The organism is Jiangella asiatica, assembly GCF_004349065.1.
Taxonomy (GTDB): domain Bacteria; phylum Actinomycetota; class Actinomycetes; order Jiangellales; family Jiangellaceae; genus Jiangella; species Jiangella asiatica.
Genome location: NZ_SMKZ01000005.1, coordinates 97,739 through 112,788, shown reverse-complemented (window position 1 = coordinate 112,788; position 15,050 = coordinate 97,739). Strand labels below are relative to the sequence as shown.

Sequence of the window (15,050 nt, the reverse complement as noted above, 5' to 3'; positions counted from 1 at the left end):
AACCTCCTGACATCAGGGGTGGCGCGCCGAAAGTGGCCACGACCGCACCCGGTCGCCCACGCCGAAGACGCTCATGCTGTGATCACCACAAGGTCCAGCCGCCATCGGCGACGATCTCCGCTCCGGTGATGAAGGACGCCTCATCGGAGAGCAGGAAGGCGACCGCGCCCGCGATCTCGTCGGGTCTGCCGAGCCGGCCCAGCGGCGTGGCGGCGGCGAAGCGCTCCAGGTCGGTCGCGCTCAGGTCGTGGTGCTCCAGGCCGATCATCCCGGGGGACACGGTGTTCACCCGCACGCCGCGCTTGGCCGCGGCCACGGCGAGCTCCCGCGCCAGCTGCCGGACCGCGCCCTTCGACGCGGCATACGCGACCCCACGCTCCGGACCGTCGGGGGTCTCGGGCGCGATCCGCTCGGGGTAGAAGACGGGGTTGAGGGCGACCTTGCCGTAGACGGAGGCGATGTTGACGATCGCGCCGCCGTCGGTGCGGGCCATCCGTTCGATCGCCTCGAACGAGAGGAAGGCCGTCGCCTCGACGTTCAGCGCCAGGTTCGCCCGCCACTTCTCCAGGTCCTGGGCGAACAGCGGAGCGATGTAGGTGTCGCCGGCATTGTTGACCAGTGCGGTGAGCCGCTCCGGCCGCTCGTCGGCGGCGGCCATGATGGCCGAGCGCCCGTCCTCCGTCGTCACGTCGGCGACGACGGTGACCACGTCGCCGTCCTCGATGAGCTTCGCCGTCTCGTCGAGCTTCTCCGGCCGGCGCCCGGCGATCAGGCACCGGTAGCCGGCGCGGGCCAGCCGGATGGTGATCGCGCGGCCGATGCCGGTGCCGCCGCCGGTGACGACGGCCAGCCCGGCGGCACCGGTCGGGTCCGTGGTGGCACTCATGTCAGATCCGCGCTGGGATGAAGCTGTCGGCGGCGCCACGGTCCGCGGCGATGGCCGACTCGACCATGCCGCGGAAGTCGTGTCGGGGCCGGTAGCCGAGTACGTCGCGGGCGGCGTCGACGGTCATCTCCAGCCGCCACGTGAGCGGCAGCCGGACGTCGAGCCGCGGCACGCCGTCCAGCTCGGCGACGACGTCCGCGCCGTGCTCGAAGGTCGTGGGCTCGGCCGCCGTGATGTTGAACGCGCGGCCGGCCGCCGCCGGCACCGTCAGCGCCAGGTACACGCCTTCGACGGCGTCACGCACGTCGAGCAGGTGGATGCTCCACGAACCGTTCGGCCCGGACAGGGCGACGGCGGTGTCGTCCGGAGCTTCCCCCACGGCCTCGTCGAACAGCCCGACCATCTCGGGGTGCTCGCGGAACAGTGGCCAGATGTTGCAGTCGCGGCCGAGCTCCACGCGCCGGAGCAGGGCACGGACCGAACCGACGCGGAAGTGCTGCCGCGCCTCGACCGGGTCGAGAACGGTCGCGAACCGGGTGATGGCGAAGGGGATGTCGTACTGGGCGGCGTGGTTGCGCAGGATCACCTCGCCCAGCAGCTTGGCCGTACCGTAGTAGTCGGCCGGCTCCTGCGGGGTGTCCTCGGGCAACGGGACCAGCGGCGGATCACCTGGCCGGTACGTCCCGTCTGTGCTCGCGAGCAGGAACCGCTCCACGCCACCGTTCTTGACCACGCCTTCCAGCAGCCGCAAGGTGCCGAACGCGTTGACGTCGTAGAACCGGTCCACCGGGGTGTCGCCGCGCACCAGCTGAGCGGCCAGGTGGACGACGTGTGTGACACCGCGGCTGGCGGCGTCGATGGCGTGCTGGTCGCCGAGGTCGGCCTCGACGATCTCGACGCCGTCGAGGGTGTCCAGCTTCGCGCGCTGCGGGTCGCCCGGCATGACCATCGCGCGAACGTCGGCGCCGGCCGCGCGAAGCCGCCGGACCATGTTCGCGCCGACCCGGCCGGCTGCGCCAGTGACGAGAACCTTCATGCGGCACCTCCGTCGAACGTCGTGTGGATCTCGTACGGATACATCGGCCGGCGCCGGTTCACGTAGGTGAACCGATGCAGGTTCGCCGCGGTGACGCCCGGGGTGTCCACGCGCACGATCTCGGCAACGTGCGGCCCGTAGCCGGCGAGCGGCGAGTGAACGCCCTTGGCCACGATGGCGGCGAAGTCCGCGGGTGCGAGCCCGAGGGTGGTGAGCTGGACGACGCTGAACGGCAGCACCACCTCGGTGGTGACGATCACCGTCTGCCCGGTGTCGAGCCGGACGGCGGCGCTGGGCCCGGCCTCGAAGTGGCTCCAGCCGGCGTGCACCGGGCCGGTCGCCTCGAACGTGCCGTCGTGCAGCGCCAGGACGGTGGCCGTGGCCCGCACCGGCGGGCCGGTCGCGGGGTCGGTCCGAGCGCCGAGGATCAGGTCCACCTGGGCGCCGACCCCGGCCGAGGTGCACGCCGCCGCGCTGGCGGGGTCGGCCACGATCGTCAGCAGGCTCTCGAAACCGGCCTCCCGGGCCGCGTTGAGCAGCACCACCGAGTCGCCAGGAGAGCCGGCTCCGATGTTGTCGCCGACGTCGAGCAGGAGGACGGGGGTGCGCGCGGCCCGCTGCGCGGCGGCGACGGCCGCCGCCGCCGAGACGCCCGGCACGTCGAACCGGGCCCGGCGGCTCCAGACCTCGTCAGCGAGCTTGCGGGCGTGGGATGCCGCGGCCCCGCCATCGGCGTCGGTGATCACGACCACGCTCATGCCCATCTCTGGGACGTCGGCGTACGGGTAGCCCTCGGCGACGGAAGCCGACAGGACGCCGGGCTCGTCCATCAGCGAACGGGCGCGATCGATGAGGTCCCGCATGGGCGGCTCGTCGGTGTTCTGGCACAGGATGTTGACGGCCGCCGGCAGCGCGACGTGGGCAACGGTGGGCCGGATCTCCCCGCGCACCGCCCTGATGATGAGGTCGCCCACCTCTTCGGCAACCTCCCTCGCGTCCACGTGCGGGTTGGTGCGGTAGGTGTTGAGGACATCGGCGTGCTCGCACATGGCGGTACTGACGTTGGCATGCAGGTCCAGGGAGGTACCGACGAGCACGTCCGGTCCGACGGTCTCGCGGATCGCCCGCAGCAGGTGCCCGTCGACGTCGTCGATGTCTTCGCCGACGGCCGCACCGTGCAGGTCGACGAGGACGCCGTCGAACGGCCCGCTCCGCCGCAGGGCGGTCAGTAGCTCCTCGGTCCGCACCGCCAGCGCGTCGGCGGTGATCGGGCCGGCGGGCACGAGGTTGGTCAGCACCAGCGGCACGGCCTCGACGCCGTGCGCCTCGCAGGCGGTGAGGTAGCCGGCCATGGTGCTGGTGCCGCCCGCGTGTCGCTCCAGGATCTCTTCGCCACGCAGCGTGGCCGCCTCGGTCGCGGCGGTGTCGACCGGATGCGACGAGAACGTGTTGGCCTCGTGCGACAGTCCGAGCAGGGCGATGCGGAGCATGGACTCTGGTCTCCTCTCGTGGCCGGCGGTACCGCGCCGACGGGTCAGACGTCGCGGGCCCAGTCGGCGATGACCCGGGGGACGTCGTCGACCTGGGCGGTGGGGATGCGGGCGGCCTGGGTGGCGTACCGGCTCTGGTCCTTCCAGCCCGCGCCGGTGAGGATCAGGACCGGATGGTCGTCGGAGCTGAGCCGACCGTTCTTGTGGTCGTCGAGCAGGGCGGCCACGCTGGTCGCCGCCGCCGGCTCGACGAAGATGCCCTCAGTGGCGGCGAGCAGCTGCTGCGCCTGCACGATGGCGTCGTCGTCGACCGCGCTGCCCCAGCCGCCGCAGGCCCGGACGGCGTCGACCGCGAGCTGGCCGTCCGGCGGGGCGGGCAGCTGCAGCCCGGAGACCAGGGTGTCGCACCGCTCGACGAGCGGCCGGTCGATCTCGCCGGCCAGGTGCCGGGCGATCGGCGCGCAACCGCGCGGCTGGCAGGCGATGACGGCGGCGGGCATCGACCGTGCGGCCAGGCCACGGGCGAGTGACGCCACCAGCCCGCCGCCACCGGCCGGCGTGTAGGCGTGGGTCATGTCCGGCACCTGCTCGGCCAGCTCGTAGCCGAGTGTGTCGATGCCGCGCATGCCCTGCGGGTTGTAGGCGTTCGCGGTGATGGCCAGGAACAGCTGATGCTCCTCGGCGGCCGCGGCGACGTTGGCGAGCAGCCCGGTCCCGGCCGACGCGGACGCGCCGTCGCCGACGCCTTCCACGGCCAGGACACCGATGCCGTAGGGCATCAACGGCAGCCGCTTCTCCTGTGGCGCGGTGGAGACGACGCAGAGGAAGCCGGGCAGGCCGGCCCGGGCGCCGAAGGCCGCCATCGCTATCCCGGCGTTGCCTGAGGACGTGGCCACCCAGCCGCGGTAGCCGTCGTGGCGGGCCAGCGACACCGTCATGGCGGCGACGCGGTCCTTGTAGGAACCGGTCGGGTTGGCGGTCTCCAGCTTGGCCGTCAGCTGGCCGAGCCCCAGCCGCGCGGCGAGCCGGTCCAGTCCGACGACCGGGGTACCGCCCTCGCCGAGCGTGACGAACTCGTCGACCGCCGGCAGGTCGCCGGCCCAGCGGGCCAGCCCGTGCGGGTACGCCGTCGTACTCACGCTCCCGTCTCCTCTCGGTCGTCCAGGTGGGCGAGGACGAACAGGACGTCGTCCGTCGCGGTACGGGCCTGCCGGCGCAGGAACATGACCATGCCGGTGTCCGGGGCGTCGACGATGTGCACCAGCTCACCGTCGTGGTCGTAGAACCGCCCGATCTCGTCGCCCGCGGCGACGACGTCGCCGGCGCGGACCGAGGAGACGAAGAACCCGTGCCCGCGGGCGGCGGCGCCGGTGTCGAGGTCGCCGTTGCCGTAGACGTACCGCGGCGCGGGCGGTGTCCGGTCGGCCGGTGGCAGCATCTCCAGCTGGCGCAGGACGCCGAGGACGCCCGCGACGTAGGTGTCGAGCTCGAGTGCCCGGATGCTGCCGCCGCCGGAGCACTCGGCGTAGACGGCCGGGATGCCGGCTTCGGCGGCGACCGAGAGCGACCGTCCCGGCGCGGACCGCGGATGCCGCCAGAGCACCGGCGCGCCGAACGCGAGCGCCAGCCGCTCGGACGCCGCGCCCGCCGGGGTGTCGGCGCAGTAGCCGGCCATCAGCGGCATGCGGTAGCGAAGTCCGGCCGAGTGCAGGTCGATCAGCGCGTCGCTGCCGCGGATGACGTCGTCGGCGATGGCGGTCGCGATGGCCGCTGTCGGGCCGTCGTGCGGCGAGCCGGGGAAGCTGCGGGCGAGGTTGGCGCCGTCGAGCGGGCTGGTGCGGCTTTGCGCGGACCACGCCGGCGGGTTGGCCACGGCGACCGCGCGGACCGTGCCGCGCAGCGGGAGACCGCGCAGCTCGCGCAGCTCGCGCAGCACCAGCCGGACGGCCAGGACCCCCTCGTCCTCGTCGCCGTGTACGCCGCCGAGCAGTGCCAGCGTCGGTCCGCCGGGCGTGCCGGTCACGGTCGTGAGCACGACGCCGCCGGCCAGCGACCGGTGGTGGACCTGAGGCTCCTGCATGCGCTTCGCTGCTCTCCGCTCGTCGGTTCGACGGGCGCCGGACCGGCGCCCTCATGTTCGTTCGAAGGCCTTCGCGGGTGCGGCCGGCCGGTGCACACAGCCCCCGGCCGCTGACTGTTGAGAGAACCTAGCTGCGCCTGATAGAAGTGTCAACAGATGGGACGTCTGATTCAGTGTGTGGCACCTTGGCGGCAATCGGACCTTTACCGACACGTGCCGTTTGACGTAGCATACGCTTCGCCTGGCGGAAAAGGCGACTCATCTGATGGAACTCGGTCGAACAGGGAAGAGGCTGATGACGTCCACGACTCACACGCGATCCGCGCGGTTCGACCTGCGAGCACGAGACCTCACGCCCGGCGGGGTCCACTCGAACGTCCGCCTCGGTGGGCCGCGGGTGTGCTTCGACCGGGGCGAGGGCGCCTGGCTCTACGACATCGACGGCAACGACTACGTCGACTACCTGCTCGGCCAGGGCCCCAGCCTGCTCGGCCACGCGGCACCCGCCGTCAATGCCGTCGTCGCGCGGGAGGCCCGACGCGGCTCGGTGTTCGGCTCGCAGCACGTGCTGGAGAACGAGGCCGGCGAGCTCTTCCTCGACACCGTCGGCTGGGCCGAGCGGGTCCGATTCGGACTGACCGGTACCGAGGCGGACCAGGCCGCGCTGCGCCTGGCCCGCGCGGCCACGGGGCGCACGAAGTTCGTCAGGTTCGAAGGCACCTACCACGGCTGGCTCGACAACGTGCTCGTCACCAGCGTCGACGGGCGCATCCGGCCGGCCAGCGCGGGGCAGCTCGCGCATCACCTCGACGAGACGTACTTCCTCCCGTACAACGACGTCGCCGCGCTGGAGAAGGCGTTCGCCAACCACGACGACATCGCCGCCGTGATCGTCGAGCCGGTGATGTGCAACAGCGCCGCCATCCAACCGCGCGACGGGTTCCTGGACGAGGTGCGCCGGCTGTGCGACCGGCACGGCTCGGTCCTGATCTTCGACGAGGTCATCACCGGCTTCCGGGTGGCCCTCGGCGGCGCGGCCGAGAAATACGGCGTCACCCCCGACCTGGCCGTCTACGGCAAGGCGATGGCCGGCGGCTGGCCGGTCTCCGCGCTGGCGGGGTCGGCCGCGCTGATGGACCAGTTGACGGCCGGGGTCGTCCACTCGGGGACGTTCAACTCCTCGGTCCCGGCCTGCGCGGCCGTGATCGCCACCCTGACCGAGCTGCGGCAGGCCCCGCCCTACGAGCGCATCGAGGCGCACGGCGGCACGCTGATGCGAAAGATCGGCGAGCTCGGGGCTGCCCACGGCGTCCCGCTCCGCGTCCAAGGGCTACCGGTGGCGTTCCACGCATCGTTCGGCGACCCGCGCACCATCCACCACCACGCGGAGCTCGAGGCCATCGACACCGCTGGCTACGCAAAGTTCGTCGAGGTGCTCGTGGGCCACGGCATCTGGGTGGCACCACGGGGGATCTGGTACGTTTCGGCCGCTCACGGCGAGCGTGAGCTCAACGCCGTCGTGGACCGACTGGATTCGGCGCTCGCCGCGGAGACCCGGGTTCGTCGTACCGCTGGGTGACGAGTCGCCGCCGCGGCCACCGCCGCCCGCGCGGTCCACCCTCGTCCGGATCGGGGAGGAGGTCACGTGATCCGACTGGTCGTCCGCAAGACCGCGGTGCTGCTGGCGTCGGCACTGGCCGGTTCGATCGTCGTGTTCGTCCTGATGAGGCTGCTCGGTGGGGACGTCGCCACAGTCATCCTGGGACAGGGCAGCACGCCCGAGGCGCGCGACGCGCTGCGGGCGGAGCTCGGGCTGGATCGCTCCTGGCCCGAGCAGTACGCCAGCTGGATCGGCGGGCTGTTCCGAGGTGACCTCGGGCAGTCGTACGCCGCCGGCTACGACATCTTCGACGAGATCGTGGCCCGGCTCGGCCTGACGCTGAGCCTGGCGCTGATCTCGCTGGCGGTGTCCTTGCTGCTCGGGGTGATCGCCGGCACCTACTCCGCTCTGCATTCCCGCGACGTGCGGGGCGGTTTCGTCGACGTCGTCGCGCAGCTGGGCATCGCCATCCCGCCGTTCTGGGTCGGGCTGCTGCTCATCAGCTTCGTGGCCGTCCAACTCGGGTGGCTACCGTCGGGCGGCTACATCCCGTGGTCGGAGAGCGTGGTGGGCGCGCTGCGCACCCTCGCACTTCCGCTGGTAGCGCTGTCGATCGCGTTGACCGGGGTGTTCACCCGGTTCGTCCGGTCCAGCATGCTCGACGTGCTCGGCGAGGACTACATCCGCACGGCCATGGCCAAGGGCCGTACCTGGCGCGGCGCCGCCATCCGGCACGGTGTCCGCAATGCTGCGATCCCGCTGGTCACGGTCGGCACCCTCCAACTCGGCGGCCTGCTGGCCGGGACCGTCGTCATCGAGAGTGTGTTCACCCTGCCGGGCCTCGGCCGCATGCTGATGTCGGCGGTCACCGGGCGCGAGGCCATCGTGGTCCAGTCGCTCGCCTTCGTGATCATCCTCGTGATCCTGGTGCTGAACTTCCTGCTCGACATCGCCTACGGGCTGCTCGACCCGAGGATCACCGACGCGGAAGGAGCGGCCCGTGCATAGCCGCGCACGTCGCCGGTGGCCTGTGCAGCTGACGGTCGGGGCGGCTCTGGTCGGCGTGTTCGTCGCCTTGGGGCTGGTCTCGCTGGTGTGGACGCCCTACGACGTCGAGTCACTCGATGTGGCCGCCCGCCTGGCGCCGCCGGGCACGGACGGCCACCTCCTCGGCACCGACCGGCTCGGCCGGGACGTGCTGACCCAGATCATGGTGGGTGCCCGCAACTCGCTCCTGGTGGCCGTCGTCAGCACGACGGCGGCGCTCGTCCCGGGCGTGCTGGTCGGGCTGATGACGGCGGCGTCGGGACGGGCGGTGCGCGAGACCCTCAGCCGCGCCACCGACGTCGCCCTCGCGCTGCCGGGCATCCTGATCGCGCTGGTGCTGGCCACGGCGCTGGGCCCCGGCAACGCCACCACGATGATCGCTATCACCGCGTGGTTCGTGCCTGTCATGGCCCGGGTGACCATCGGACCGGCTCGGCAGATCCTCGCCCGCGAGTTCGTCGAGGCCGCCCGTGCCGGTGGCCGCGGCACCTGGTTCATCCTGATGCGCCACGTGCTGCCGAACATCGGCCCGGTGATCATCGTCCAGACGTCGCTGCTGTTCGCGTCGGCCATCCTCATCGAGGCTGCGCTGTCCTACCTCGGCGTGGGAGCGCAGCGCCCCACGACGTCGTGGGGGATGGTGTTCAACGAGGCGCAGGCGGTCGTGGGCGAGGCGCCGAGTCTGGTGCTGATCCCCGGCGTGATCATGGTCGTGACCGTGCTGGGCTTCAACCTGCTCGGCGACGGGCTGCGTGCGGTGCTCGACCCCCGGCAGACGACCAAGGCGGTGACCTGATGCAGCCGAGCCTGCTGACCATCCGAGACCTCACCGTGCGCATCGGGACGCACGAGATCGTGTCGATCGACGAGCTCGACCTCGCTCCCGGCCGCCGGCTGGGCCTGGTCGGAGAGTCCGGGTCGGGGAAGACGATGACCGCGATGAGCATCGTCGGCCTGCAGCCGCGTGAGGCCACCGTGACTGGGTCGATCGTCTTCGACGGACGTGAACTGGTGGGCCTGACGGACCGGCAGTTCGCCGACGTCCGCGGCGCCGACATGGGCGTGGTGTTCCAGGATCCGCTGCGTGCCCTGAACCCGACCATGCGGGTGGGCAAGCAGATCGGCGAGGCGGTGCGGCTCACCGGCGACCTGTCCCGCGCGGAAGTGAAGGCGCGGGTCCACGACTTGATGGCACAGGTCCAGCTGCCCGAACCGGAACGGCTGGCCCGCCGGTACCCACACCAGCTGTCCGGTGGCCAGCGCCAGCGCGTCCTCATCGCGATGGCCATCGCCTCCCGCCCGCGGCTGCTGGTCGCCGACGAGCCCACGACGGCCCTGGACGTTACCGTCCAGAAGGGCATCCTCGAGCTCATCGACGAGGTCAGCACCGAGAACGACATGTCGGTGATCTTCGTCAGTCACAGCCTCGGCGTCGTCCGCAAGATCAGCGACGACGTCGCGGTGCTCTACGGCGGCCGGCTGGTCGAGATGGGACCGGGCGCCGCGATCGTCGACCGGCCGCGCCACCGGTACACCGAGGCGCTGATCGAGGCGAACCCCGACCACGCCGACCCGGAGCAGGCCGAGGCCGTGATCGGGCAGCCGCTCACGACGATCCCCGGCGCGGTGCCGGCGCTGGGGAACTTCCCCAGCGGCTGTCGGTTCCGCGACCGGTGCCCGCACCACCTCGACGAGTGCGCGGACGAACCGCCGGTCACCCGCCAGTCCGACCAGCACCGCTATGCCTGCTGGAACCCGGCCACGGCGGCGGTTGGAACCGGCGGAGGCTCTGGAGGTGAGCGCGATGGCGCCGCTCGTTGACGTCGGCGACCTGTCCTTCCGTTACGGCACCCACCAGCCGTGGGTGCTGCGCTCGGTCAGTCTCTCTGTCCCTCGCGGCGCGGCCGTCGGGATCGTAGGGGAGTCCGGGTCGGGCAAGTCGACCCTGATCCGGGTGCTCTGCGGGCTGCTGACGGCCACTGCCGGCGCCGTCACCTACGCCGGACGCGACATCGGCGACTGGCTGGCTCGGCACCCGCGGCAGTTCCGCCGGGACAACCAGCTGGTCTTCCAGAGCCCGGCGTCGTCACTGGACCCACGGATGCGCGTGCGTCGGTCCGTCGCCGAACCGGTCCGGGCGCTGGAGCGGCGCCGGGTGGCCGACGACGAGCTGGCGTCATGGCTCACGCTGGTCGGTTTGGATCCGTCCGTCCTGGACCGTTACCCGCACCAGCTCTCCGGCGGCCAGCTCCAGCGGGTCGCGATCGCCCGGTCGCTGTCGGTCAACCCCGGAGTCCTCTACGCCGACGAGCCGACCAGCGCGTTGGACGTGTCGGTGCAGGCACAGGTGCTCAACCTACTCATGGACTTACGAGCCCGGCTCGGGCTCACTCTCGTCATGGTCTCGCACGACCTCGCCGTAGTCAGCCGGGTCTGCGAGCAGATCGTCGTCATGCGCGGCGGTGCGATCGTCGAGGCCGGGCCTACCGCCGCGGTGATGCATAACCCCGCCGCCGAGTACACGCGGGCGCTCGTCGACGCCGCTCGGGCGGTGAGCTTGGCCGCGTCACGGTCGGCGTCCTGAGGCCGAGCCGGATCAGCCGGACATCTCCTGCGACAGCCGGGCGGCGAGCATCTTCTTGCCCTGCTCGCCGGCCTTCTGGTTGTTGTGCTGGATCTTGCTGAACCATTCGGCCAGCTCGGCGTCGCCGGCCTTCTTGGCGTCGGCGATGTAGGTCTCCATCTGCCACGCGTAGTTGAGCGACGCCTGGACCACGCTCACCAGGTTGTAGTCCTTGTCCGGGAGCGGGCTGCTCGGTTCGGTCGCCATGGGGGTGCCTCCTCGGTATCAGGTCGTCGTGCGGCCCCGTACCCAGCGACGACCCGTCGCACACGGGTCCCGCCGCCGTCAGTCCGTCGAGTCGCGGGCTACGTCGAAATGCCGGCGGTAGTGCTCCTCGGACTCGCGCACCACGCTGTCGGCGAGGAACGCCAGCGGCTCGACGTCGACGACGAGCGGCTCGTGGTCGGGCCCGTGGCCGACGACCCGGCCGGTGAGCAGCCACGGGCGGCGTCCCTCCTCGGCGCCGAGCTCGGCGTACTTGCACACCCGGCGGGCGACCCAGTCCGTCGCCGCCCGCGGCCACCACGGCTCCGGCTGCACGGTGGTCACGGAGAGACCGGGCATCCGTGCACCGGACTCGTAGTCGATACTGGCGCCGGCCTCGCGGTCCTCATCGGGACCGTGTGAGTACCGCAGGAAGACGTCTGTGTGGCTCCGCACCGCCCGGGTCAGCTCGTCGAGCGTCCGGATCGTCGGGATTTCGGCTGCCATGGGCGTGCCTGCCTGTCGTGGACAACGGTACGCGGGCTGCCAGCGTGCCACGCCCGGGCGACCGCGGCCAGGTGCTCAGGGGAATCGCCGACACCGATCCTGACCGGACCGCCGTCGGCGTTCGGGAGGCCGCCCGCCGTGAGTCATGGTGCCCAAATGTGGAATCAGAATTCGGCCTATCACCCGTGGATCCGCCGCGGGCTGCACTACCGCTACCTCCTGCGCTGGCGGCACCCACCCGGCTGACCATCTGGCAGCCGACCCGACGGCGCCGCACGGCCGTGGTCCGGAGCCGGACGAGGCGGCTCCGGCGCCGGACGAGGCGGCTCCGGCGCCGGGACCCTGCCGGTATGGACCCCCTGTATCAGCGGGTGGGGACCACCCAGATGGGGTTGGTGTAGAACCACAGGTCGACCCACGGGTCGGCGTCGCCGACGACGTCGAGGGCGGGACCCTCGGGGTCGATCGAGGTGCCCAGGTAGCCCGGCTGCGAGCGGTTGCCGTCGGTGCCGCGCAGCCGGACGTAGAACGGGTCGTAGGCGGCCGGGAGGCGGTGGACGATCTCGAAGGTGCCGGTGCGGCCCGAGGTGTCCCACTGCTCGACGACCTTGGTGTCCGGAGCGGCGAAGGTGTCGCGGTCGGCGGCGGCGCCGGTGGGGTCGACCATGCCCTGGATGAGGTCCACCCGGTTGAGCTGCGGGACGAACTGCGCCCAGTTGGGTTGGTCCTGCGCGGTGATGCGGATGACGAGGTCGAGCCGGGCGCCGTAGCGGACCTGCAACGTGGACCCGAGCGGGACGCCGGGCTCGCGGCTGCCGTGCATCCGCACCGTGACGTCGACGTTCTTCACCAGCCGGCCGTGGTCGACCCAGACCCGGCCGTCGCGCAGGCCTTTCATGACCGAGAGGTAGTCGCGGGCCGCAGCACCGACGTGGGTGCGCGAGTAGAAGCCGGGCCAGAAGTCGCCGGCGGTGAGGTTGACCGTGCCGCCGTGGACCGGTGCTCCGTAGCGGCCGTCGCGGTTGAACTGCTCGGACGAGGAACCGTCCGGCCGACGGCTGGTGTCGCCCCAGTTGACGTGAGAGTCGGAGTTGGCGCTGATGGACCACGGCTTGCCCTCGGCGAGCAGGCTGTCCCACAGCCCGCCGACCGTGGCCGTCATCCAGTCGAAGCCGCCCCAGGTGCGGTAGCTCTCCAGCGGATAGCCGGGGAAGGAGTTGGCGTTGGGGCCTCCGGCGTAGAACCCGCGTGCGGAGCCGGCACCGATGCCGGCGGGCAGCCCGGCGGCCTGGTGCCCCGGCGCGCCCTCGAAGCCCACCGCGACCCGCGGATCGGCATCGCGCCAGGCGCGGATCTCGTGCGGGCTGTCGATGCCCTGCCGGGCCGGGTGGTTGGCCAGGAACAGCGCGTCGTCGATGCGCCGCCCGTCGACCTGCGCGCCGAGCCAGGTGATGCCGGCAACCGCCTGGGCTTCGTTGGCGGGGGTGCTGGCACCCCAGCCGTTGACGCCGCCGTCGTAGTCGGTCTCGAACTGTTTGAGGACGGAGACCTCGTTCGGGCCGGGCGCGACGAACACCGTGCCGTGCTCGGCCGCCGGGATGTTCCACTCCAGACCCTGGAAGACCAGGGTGTCGGGCAGCAGCTCACGGGCGGCACGGATGTCGGGGTTGACCAGCTCGACGCCGATGCGTGAGTGGGTGGCGCCGCCGTGGTCGGTGATGACCATCCAGTCCAGGCCGTACGCGGCACCGTGCTGCACCTGGTCGATGACCCGGTACATGGCGTCGGAGCTGAACTGGGTGTGGATGTGGTGGTCGCCGGCGAGCCAGTGCTTGATGCCGTCGTTGCCGACCGGGGTGGCGGCGGGTCGGCCGCGCCCCTCGGCCATGGCCGGGGTGACGCCGGCCATGCCCAGCGCCGTCGCGCCGCCCACGATGCCGGCCGACCGGAACAAGGAGCGGCGCGAGAGCTGCGTGGGCGAGAGCTCACCGTCGGCGATGGACGCGTCGAGCGCGGCGGCGGTGTCCGGGTCGAACTCGTCCGCGCCGTGGCTGTGACCGTGGTGACCGCCGTGGCCGTGGTGGTGGTCGTGCGGCTCGTCGTGGCCTGGGGTGTGGCACATGGGACTGCCTTTCGCGCGCGGAGGACGGACAGGTGCTCCCGCAAGATCTCTCCGCCAGGTGACGGAACGGCGACATTCGGGGACGTTTTACGCGAACTGTGGGCGGCCGCCTGAGCCCTCGCCCAGCCGTCGTGTTAGCCGGGCCCAGCGCGGGCCGCGACGACGGCGCGGACCCAGGTGGCGAGGGTGGGCCAGTCGAGGTCGACGACGATCTCGTGGCCGACTAGTCCGACGCCGGTCCACAGGGCGCACCGGTGGCCGTCCGTGGCGGGCGGCACGAGGGTGCCGACCGCGCGGCCGAGGGGCCGGGAGTCCATGACCTCGATGATGAGCGGGATGCGGGCCTCGGGGCCGGGGTACTCGTGGGCGGGGGAGATGCGGTGCTGGGGCATGGTGCTTCCTCGCTGCTGGCGACGACGGGTCATCGGGTGGCCCGGGACGCCGCCTCGATGAGCGCGCGCCCGACGGTCTTGGCCTCGGCGGGATCGAGCGGGACGATGGCGGGGCGGCCCTGTTTGGTGCTGGCGGTGAGCTCGACGTGCGGCGTGTCGTGGTTGGCCTGAACGGTGTTGACGCCGAGCAGCCAGGAACCGCGCCAGGCGCACAGGGACGTGAGGTAGAGCCGGTGCACCGAGTGCTCGCCGGTCTCGTTGCACCACTTCACCGCGCATTCTTCGGGTTCGGTGGTCACGGCCGGTGCTCGCTCTCGGCCCGGTAGAACACGTCGAGCTGGGTGAGCGCGGCCCGGAGCTCGGTGAGCGGGCCCACCGCCGCGCCGACCGCGGACAGCTGCTCGACCGCCGCCTCCAGTGCGAGGGCCGCCCGGCCGACGGCCTCGGCGCCGAGCTCGGCGGTCAGGATGCGTCCGGCCCGCCAACTGACCCGGCCGTGGTGGCCCAGAACGAATCCGCCCAGCCGTTCGGCGAGCCGGTCCAGCCGCTCGATGATCTGCTGATCGGTGTGGCCGGGCAGGAACCGTTCGCGCACCTGGGCCAGCACGTCCGGGGTCCAGCCGGCGCGCTGGGCGGCGTCGGCGATGCGGACCAGCTGCTCGGCCAGCTCGCGGGCCTCGGCCGGGGAGATGGAGAACTCGACGTGCTGCTCGGTGTCCTGCGGTGCCAGCCTGACGTCGATGGTCGGGCCCTCGGCGTCGTGCCGGGCGACCATGTGGCCGACCTCGTCGCCGAGGAACGGCGCGCGGACGATGACGTCGCGGTGTTCGGAGTTGGGTACGGTGACCACGGGTCTCCTCCAGGGACTACTGGATGGGGTCCAGAGGCCGACCCGGCGGGTGTGCGCCGGGTCGGCCTCGCCAGGAGCCTCGCCGCGATGCGGCGGGCATGATGCGTCGCGTCGTCGCCAGCCGTCCCACGGTGAGCGGCTGGACGAGGCGCCTGGCGGGACCTGCCCGTGCCTCGTGATCGTGACCCCTCCCGGTGCCGAGAGGCTGGGAGG

General features: G+C 72.0%; 16 protein-coding genes. 5 read left to right on the top strand and 11 right to left on the bottom strand.

Annotation, left to right across the window (positions count from 1 at the left end; genetic code table 11):
* Positions 1-82 precede the first annotated feature (82 nt).
* Genes E1269_RS05695 through E1269_RS05675 form a run of 5 tightly spaced genes read right to left on the bottom strand, consistent with a single transcriptional unit; the run spans position 83 to position 5,492 of the window.
* Positions 83-886, bottom strand: a complete 804-nt coding sequence (locus E1269_RS05695; protein ID WP_131892269.1) for an SDR family NAD(P)-dependent oxidoreductase — start codon at positions 884-886, stop codon at positions 83-85.
* A gap of 1 nt (position 887) precedes the next feature.
* A complete protein-coding gene (locus E1269_RS05690) occupies positions 888-1,922 on the bottom strand; it encodes an NAD-dependent epimerase/dehydratase family protein (RefSeq protein WP_131892267.1) in 1,035 nt (344 codons plus the stop codon).
* Positions 1,919-3,412, bottom strand: a complete 1,494-nt coding sequence (locus tag E1269_RS05685) for a M81 family metallopeptidase (protein ID WP_131892265.1) — start codon at positions 3,410-3,412, stop codon at positions 1,919-1,921. The genes E1269_RS05690 and E1269_RS05685 overlap by 4 nt, the downstream gene beginning before the upstream one ends.
* A gap of 44 nt (positions 3,413-3,456) precedes the next feature.
* Entirely contained in the window at positions 3,457-4,551 is a 1,095-nt protein-coding gene (locus E1269_RS05680; protein WP_131892263.1) for a pyridoxal-phosphate dependent enzyme, read from the bottom strand.
* Positions 4,548-5,492, bottom strand: coding sequence for a succinylglutamate desuccinylase/aspartoacylase family protein (locus E1269_RS05675; protein WP_131892261.1), 945 nt, complete (start codon positions 5,490-5,492; stop codon positions 4,548-4,550). The genes E1269_RS05680 and E1269_RS05675 overlap by 4 nt, the downstream gene beginning before the upstream one ends.
* A gap of 295 nt (positions 5,493-5,787) precedes the next feature.
* Between E1269_RS05675 and E1269_RS05670 the strand changes: the two genes are divergently transcribed.
* The 5 genes from E1269_RS05670 to E1269_RS05650 all read left to right on the top strand — a co-directional run bounded on the left by E1269_RS05670 (position 5,788) and on the right by E1269_RS05650 (position 10,723).
* Complete coding sequence (locus E1269_RS05670) at positions 5,788-7,071, top strand: aspartate aminotransferase family protein (protein ID WP_131892259.1); 1,284 nt, start codon at positions 5,788-5,790, stop codon at positions 7,069-7,071.
* Between the two features lie 66 nt (positions 7,072-7,137).
* A complete protein-coding gene (locus E1269_RS05665; protein ID WP_131892257.1) occupies positions 7,138-8,100 on the top strand; it encodes an ABC transporter permease in 963 nt (320 codons plus the stop codon).
* Positions 8,093-8,935 (top strand): ABC transporter permease, encoded by an 843-nt coding sequence (locus E1269_RS05660; protein WP_203432977.1) that lies wholly within the window; start codon positions 8,093-8,095, stop codon positions 8,933-8,935. Before E1269_RS05665 ends, E1269_RS05660 begins: the two co-directional genes overlap by 8 nt.
* The gene (locus tag E1269_RS05655) at positions 8,935-9,960 is read left to right on the top strand and encodes an ABC transporter ATP-binding protein (protein ID WP_203432976.1); all 1,026 of its coding nucleotides are present in this window, start codon (positions 8,935-8,937) and stop codon (positions 9,958-9,960) included. The genes E1269_RS05660 and E1269_RS05655 overlap by 1 nt, the downstream gene beginning before the upstream one ends.
* Positions 9,944-10,723, top strand: coding sequence for an ABC transporter ATP-binding protein (locus E1269_RS05650; RefSeq protein ID WP_203432975.1), 780 nt, complete (start codon positions 9,944-9,946; stop codon positions 10,721-10,723). Before E1269_RS05655 ends, E1269_RS05650 begins: the two co-directional genes overlap by 17 nt.
* Positions 10,724-10,735: 12 nt before the next feature.
* On the opposite strand, the gene E1269_RS05645 is transcribed toward E1269_RS05650, so the two are convergent.
* The 6 genes from E1269_RS05645 to E1269_RS05620 all read right to left on the bottom strand — a co-directional run bounded on the left by E1269_RS05645 (position 10,736) and on the right by E1269_RS05620 (position 14,837).
* Positions 10,736-10,969: a hypothetical protein gene (locus E1269_RS05645; RefSeq protein WP_131892253.1), complete on the bottom strand. Its 234-nt coding sequence runs from the start codon at positions 10,967-10,969 to the stop codon at positions 10,736-10,738.
* A gap of 78 nt (positions 10,970-11,047) precedes the next feature.
* Entirely contained in the window at positions 11,048-11,473 is a 426-nt protein-coding gene (locus E1269_RS05640) for a DUF6098 family protein (protein WP_131892251.1), read from the bottom strand.
* A gap of 364 nt (positions 11,474-11,837) precedes the next feature.
* The gene (locus E1269_RS05635; RefSeq protein WP_131892249.1) at positions 11,838-13,595 is read right to left on the bottom strand and encodes a histidinol-phosphatase; all 1,758 of its coding nucleotides are present in this window, start codon (positions 13,593-13,595) and stop codon (positions 11,838-11,840) included.
* 134 nt (positions 13,596-13,729) lie between these two features.
* Entirely contained in the window at positions 13,730-13,987 is a 258-nt protein-coding gene (locus E1269_RS05630) for a hypothetical protein (protein ID WP_131892247.1), read from the bottom strand.
* Between the two features lie 29 nt (positions 13,988-14,016).
* A complete protein-coding gene (locus E1269_RS05625; protein WP_131892245.1) occupies positions 14,017-14,286 on the bottom strand; it encodes a hypothetical protein in 270 nt (89 codons plus the stop codon).
* Positions 14,283-14,837, bottom strand: a complete 555-nt coding sequence (locus E1269_RS05620; protein WP_131892243.1) for a cytochrome c-type biogenesis protein — start codon at positions 14,835-14,837, stop codon at positions 14,283-14,285. Before E1269_RS05620 ends, E1269_RS05625 begins: the two co-directional genes overlap by 4 nt.
* Between the last annotated feature and the right edge of the window lie 213 nt (positions 14,838-15,050).

Coding starts and splice junctions, on each gene's coding strand:
- E1269_RS05695 (WP_131892269.1), bottom strand. CDS start 886: ATGAGTGCCACCACGGACCCGACCGGTGCCGCCGGGCTGGCCGTCGTC.
- E1269_RS05690 (WP_131892267.1), bottom strand. CDS start 1,922: ATGAAGGTTCTCGTCACTGGCGCAGCCGGCCGGGTCGGCGCGAACATG.
- E1269_RS05685 (WP_131892265.1), bottom strand. CDS start 3,412: ATGCTCCGCATCGCCCTGCTCGGACTGTCGCACGAGGCCAACACGTTC.
- E1269_RS05675 (WP_131892261.1), bottom strand. CDS start 5,492: ATGCAGGAGCCTCAGGTCCACCACCGGTCGCTGGCCGGCGGCGTCGTG.
- E1269_RS05670 (WP_131892259.1), top strand. CDS start 5,788: ATGACGTCCACGACTCACACGCGATCCGCGCGGTTCGACCTGCGAGCA.
- E1269_RS05655 (WP_203432976.1), top strand. CDS start 8,935: ATGCAGCCGAGCCTGCTGACCATCCGAGACCTCACCGTGCGCATCGGG.
- E1269_RS05650 (WP_203432975.1), top strand. CDS start 9,944: ATGGCGCCGCTCGTTGACGTCGGCGACCTGTCCTTCCGTTACGGCACC.
- E1269_RS05645 (WP_131892253.1), bottom strand. CDS start 10,969: ATGGCGACCGAACCGAGCAGCCCGCTCCCGGACAAGGACTACAACCTG.
- E1269_RS05640 (WP_131892251.1), bottom strand. CDS start 11,473: ATGGCAGCCGAAATCCCGACGATCCGGACGCTCGACGAGCTGACCCGG.
- E1269_RS05635 (WP_131892249.1), bottom strand. CDS start 13,595: ATGTGCCACACCCCAGGCCACGACGAGCCGCACGACCACCACCACGGC.
- E1269_RS05630 (WP_131892247.1), bottom strand. CDS start 13,987: ATGCCCCAGCACCGCATCTCCCCCGCCCACGAGTACCCCGGCCCCGAG.